Source organism: Caballeronia concitans, from assembly GCF_001544615.1.
Classification (GTDB): Bacteria; Pseudomonadota; Gammaproteobacteria; order Burkholderiales; family Burkholderiaceae; genus Caballeronia; species Caballeronia concitans.
On sequence record NZ_FCNV02000035.1, the window covers coordinates 1 to 4772 of the forward strand.

4 protein-coding genes are annotated in these 4772 nt (G+C 51.0%); all 4 read left to right on the plus strand.

Translation table 11 applies throughout. From position 1 onward, the window contains the following. A partial coding sequence (locus AWB72_RS29055; RefSeq protein WP_040049558.1) for a lysozyme family protein occupies positions 1-1723 on the plus strand: 1723 nt, incomplete at its 5' end. 518 nt (positions 1724-2241) lie between these two features. Next, positions 2242-3426: a hypothetical protein gene (locus AWB72_RS28225; RefSeq protein WP_052449773.1), complete on the plus strand. Its 1185-nt coding sequence runs from the start codon at positions 2242-2244 to the stop codon at positions 3424-3426. Between the two features lie 34 nt (positions 3427-3460). Then, the gene (locus AWB72_RS28790) at positions 3461-4060 is read left to right on the plus strand and encodes a hypothetical protein (RefSeq protein ID WP_159459427.1); all 600 of its coding nucleotides are present in this window, start codon (positions 3461-3463) and stop codon (positions 4058-4060) included. A gap of 98 nt (positions 4061-4158) precedes the next feature. Then, positions 4159-4746: a hypothetical protein gene (locus AWB72_RS28795; RefSeq protein ID WP_143754730.1), complete on the plus strand. Its 588-nt coding sequence runs from the start codon at positions 4159-4161 to the stop codon at positions 4744-4746. Positions 4747-4772: the final 26 nt, after the last annotated feature.

Here is a 4772-nt window from a genome sequence, read left to right on the forward strand (position 1 = left end):
TTATTTCATGATTCCTGCCGGCAAATCGTTCCTGAGATTACCGGATGGCGCTGGACCGGATGGCAAGTTCAAGGGCATCCGCTTCAGCACATTGCAGGCAGGGCAGAACGCCGTGCAGTTGTTCGTGGAAGTTTTCTTCCACAAAGGCAGTAAGTACACGAATGCGTGGGCGGTGGCGAGCGACGGTAAGCGGACTTTGCTCACGCCCACGCCCGTGAAGGAGGACGACTATGAGTACGACCTGTACAAGCGTGCTACCGCGTTGTACTCGACATGCGCGAGCGACGGATACGAGTTGTTGCGCTTCGGGCGAATTCTTTCGACGCCCGTGACGCTCGCTACGCCTGCGGCGCGCGCCACCTGGATGCGCGTGACGTTCGCGGCTGGGCAGGAGGGCTACATCGACATGAGTGATGAGTCAATCGTGAAGTTGTCGGACGCGGATTTCTCGACCTTCATGGGTTGGCAGAAAATCGTGGAGGGCAATACGCCGTTCAGCGCCGACGGCTTGTGCGATATCGATGCGCTTAAAAAGCTCCTAAAAGATGTAAATGACCATCAGACACCCGAGGAAGCAGCGCTGCGGCAGGAGAACAAGGAAGAGGACGTGCTTGCGCAGTACGTCAAATCGAATGACTCGGTGCGCGAGCAGTTGCGCGGGTTTATTTGCGAAGCGCCGAGCGAATGGGACAGCTCGCAGAATGAAGCTCGGTACAGCAAGCTCAAGAACGAAGGCGAGTTCTATCACGGGGACGAGGCGGGCTACGCGGCGTTCACGAAGCGTCTGAAGTCGTTTCAGTTCTGGGACAAAACCGGCCTCGCCCCGGGGCAGCAGCTTTGGTATTTTCATCCGCTTGCGTTTATTCGGCACTTTAGGAAGTGCGGGTGGCTGAGTCACAGTGAGCTTGCCGGTACGTTTCCGCGCTACCTTTACTATTCGAACGGTGGATCGCCGATCTCCGCAATAACCATGAATAATAGTACTTACATGCTTACAAAAGGTCTGGCAAAAGCGCGTATTCGCAATTACGTGGTCCCGCTAAATCAGACGATCCAAAAGTATTTCGGTTCGGACGCTCGTAGAATCGCAATATTCCTAGCCCAGATACTTCTTGAGACAGCCCAGTGGCGAGACTTGGGCGGGACGAGACGTCTGATGCACGAATGGGGTTTTGGAAAATTTTCGGCTGCAAATCCTGCGACCAAATTCTATGGGCCGTTTTACGGGCGTGGCACTATGCAACTGACCTGGGCGGGGAATTTTGCCGAGTATGGAAAGTTCCGGGCGTTGGCTGAACACAGCGATACCTACGTCGAGCGTATGCCAAACACCGATGCACGTATTACTGAGACATCGGAACACTACACATTCAATCCCAGAAATGGTGGAACGTTGATGCGTTGGTCCCCTCGTTTCGATCCTGATCGCGTGGCTGAAGAACCTTCACTGGCATGTGATTCTGGCGGATTCTATTGGGTTTCCAAACCTTATTCTTTGGGAATAAACATTAATCGAGTAGCCGACAAGCAGTATTCTGCTGATAATGTCGGATTAATTAACCGATTGGTCAATGGTGGATTCAATGGCTATAACGAAAGGCAGGCCTATACTGTTTTTATAATGAACGAACTGTGGGACGCAATGCCAGACTATTTTCCGGAATTAATTTCTCCTGCCCGTCGTGCGACGATCAGGCCCGATCTCTCCCGCTGCGGCGATTGATATGAAATTAATTAGAGTCGCCACTTTTGTTGCCTTCTTGATTTCGTTTGCGTTGGCATTTGCTTCGGGTCAATCCGTAACGTTCAGCGCGACGAAAACAGTGGCGACATCTGTTCGGATTAACGGTCGGTCCGTTCACGTTGAAGTTGGTTCCGGTGCGGTGAAAAAGACGCAAGACATTGACCTCGACACCGAAAGCGTACCGCATATCGTTATATCCGATTATGGATTTGACGGGAATAAGGGGTTCTCCATTTGGTATTTTGACGAGGGAATGGGGACAAGCACGATATCAAGGGTATTCCTATACTCGACAACGCAACGTGAGTTCGTGGAACTGCGCCCCCGATGCGCAGACGAGTTTGTGAATCTACGAGTCGACCGTCTGAACCGTACGCTCATTAGCACGTACTATAAAAATAATGTGCCGAAGCTCTGCAGAACTAAGCCACCACGAACAAGGCATTGAACAGCCGGTCGTGCTTATGACATGGCTAACGCACATATCGTGACTTAGTATGACATCAAAGGATCACCAGACGCCGGAGGATCCGGCGTTGAAGCAGGAGTACAAAAAAGAGGATGAGCTTGCGCAGTATGTCAAATCGAATGACGCGGTGCGCGAGCAGTTGCATGGGTTTGTCTGTGAAGCGCCGAGCGAATGGGACAGTTCGCAGAACGAGACTCGCTATCTCAAGCTGAAGGACGAAGACGAGTTCTACCATGGGGACGAGGCCGGTTATGCGTCGTTTTTAAATCGGCTGAAGTCGTTTCAGTTCTGGGACAAAACCGGCCTCGCTCCGGGGCAGCAGCTTTGGTATTTTCATCCGCTTGCGTTTATTCGGCACTTTAGGAAGTGCGGGTGGCTGAGTTTGCTTGAATTTAAGCAAATTTACTCAAATGATCGTTATAGCCGAAACTCGAACCCAGGCCCGGACGAGCTACGCTCAAGGAATTTGGTCCCGCTTAACCTTACCACTCGAAAGTATGGTCTTGTCACACCAGTGAGGCTCGCTCATTTCCTCGGTCAAGGTGCAGTGGAGAGTGGCTGGCTCACTTCAATGCAGGAAACGAGTATGACGGGTGTAGTAGGCCCAGGTGTCGTTCAAGGGAAGGTTATGAATCCGGCATCTCAATTGTCGGAAGCTTCCCTCGGTCATTGGTACGGCCAGTTGGACGCAGAAGATGATCCCTGGTTTCGATCGGAGAAGTTCAACAGCCATGGCGGGCGAATCGCAAGTTCGTACGACTGGAGAAACGGTCACTGTGACAAAGGTGATTCGCAAAAATTTCGGGGGCGCGGTTTCAAACAGCTAACGGGTCGGAGTAATTACGCTGCCTACTGGGTTTTTCGCGGCTGGATCGATCGACTCTCCTTCGATGCTTCTTGGTGGTCTGACCCGGCTTTTGTAAAGCATAGTCGCGGCGCCATGAAGAAAAGACCGGCAAATATCGATGATCCGCATCGGATAGCCCTTCCTGAGAACTGTATCGATAGCGGAGGATTCTACTTGGTCTGTGAGCGCGCGAGGGTCACTGGAATAATTGACGATGATATTCCAACCGTCGCAAACGGTAACACGCAGAAGGAAAAGGAAACGAGAGTTTCCCGCAGTGTTACCTACGCAATAAACGGCGGCTATACCGACGATGCGCGCAGACTCGAATATACCCGATTGGCAAAAGGAGTCGTCTGTGACTAAAACGTGCTTAACGTCGGCTGGGCTGCTCGTTGTCATGGGCTTTCTTTCTGCGCTGTCTTTTGCTGAAACTAAATACGAGGTGATTCCGGGGGCAATTAGAATAACGCGCGAAGGTTCAAATGCTCGGATCTGCAGAATCGACGCTAAAGCTCTATACGCAATAGAAAGCTTTGATAAGTCGGCTCTCATCGTCTCCAATGCAGGATATGTAAACGCAAAAGATCTTAACAAATGTCCGGCAGCTGGGGTCATACATGTTTCCCAAATCTCCGGTAAGCTTGGGGTACTGTCTGATATCAACCTTTCCAAAAGAATTTATGTGGCTTTGGATTTCGTGACGGTGCAACCCTATTCATGGTTGGCGACTGTTGCCCGCATTGGCTCCACGAAAAACCTGGTCTCGTTGAATGGCACCTATAAGGTGGGTATGTCGTTAGACGAGTTAAGAACGCATGCGTTCGGGGGGAGTGGTGGCGCAGGAACTTCAGTTATATCTCCAAGCGGTCGTTACGTCGCACCCAGCGGTGAGATGACTTGCGCTGAAGATTCCTATCCCGGTGTATGGGATATAGCGGAGAATAAGCGGGTGATTACCGATCAGAGTTCCTGTTCGGCTCTCTTTTTGGGGCGATAAGAGCGAGAATATTAATGCCCAAGGGTTCAAGAATGCCTAATTGGAATTAAACGATGAAGTCACGTCGGACCGTGAACACAAGCCGAGTCTGGGTTGAAATGAGAGAACTGATCGTATATATACTGGTTTTTTATCTGTATTGTTATTCCTGTGGGGTTCAGGCCCGAGGTGGAAGTGGCGACTTCATCTCGCGACCCGATTTCAGCACAAGTTTTGCGGTTCCTGACGGCCTAGAACATGTCGAGGTCGAGAACGCGATTGTAGTCGGTGGAGATTTGTGTTGCATCGCCTTCGATTATACCGACAGGTCAGACGGGAAAGCGATTGGGAGCACTGTTGCAATGCCCGAGGATTGGCGTTCCCAAACGGATTTCGTGCTTGACGTGCGGACGCCATTATCTATCGAACTAGACAGAATTCGATCCACTGGTGGTGCACCACAAAAAGGAACATACCGCCCGATTGCGCACGAGCGATTAACTTTAACGGGCGGCGAATTACATATATTCGTTTATCAAGCGTCTAGACCTACTGCGGCTATGATCCGTCTGAATCAACTTACGAAGGTCATCTTTATCGCTGGTGACGACGATCACACAGTTTCATTCTATTTGTATTCCGCCGCGAAGAATATAAGTTGTGTGCGTCAAGATGTGCAGAAACCGGGTGTCGGTGGTTTCAGTTGATCCTTCTTTGCGGCGTGCGGTGCGAA

Excerpts from the sequence above, each read along its gene's own strand:
- AWB72_RS28225 (WP_052449773.1), top strand. The coding sequence starts at position 2,242 with ATGACATCAAAGGATCACCAGACGCCGGAGGATCCGGCGTTGAAGCAG.
- AWB72_RS28790 (WP_159459427.1), top strand. The coding sequence starts at position 3,461 with ATGGGCTTTCTTTCTGCGCTGTCTTTTGCTGAAACTAAATACGAGGTG.
- AWB72_RS28795 (WP_143754730.1), top strand. The coding sequence starts at position 4,159 with ATGAGAGAACTGATCGTATATATACTGGTTTTTTATCTGTATTGTTAT.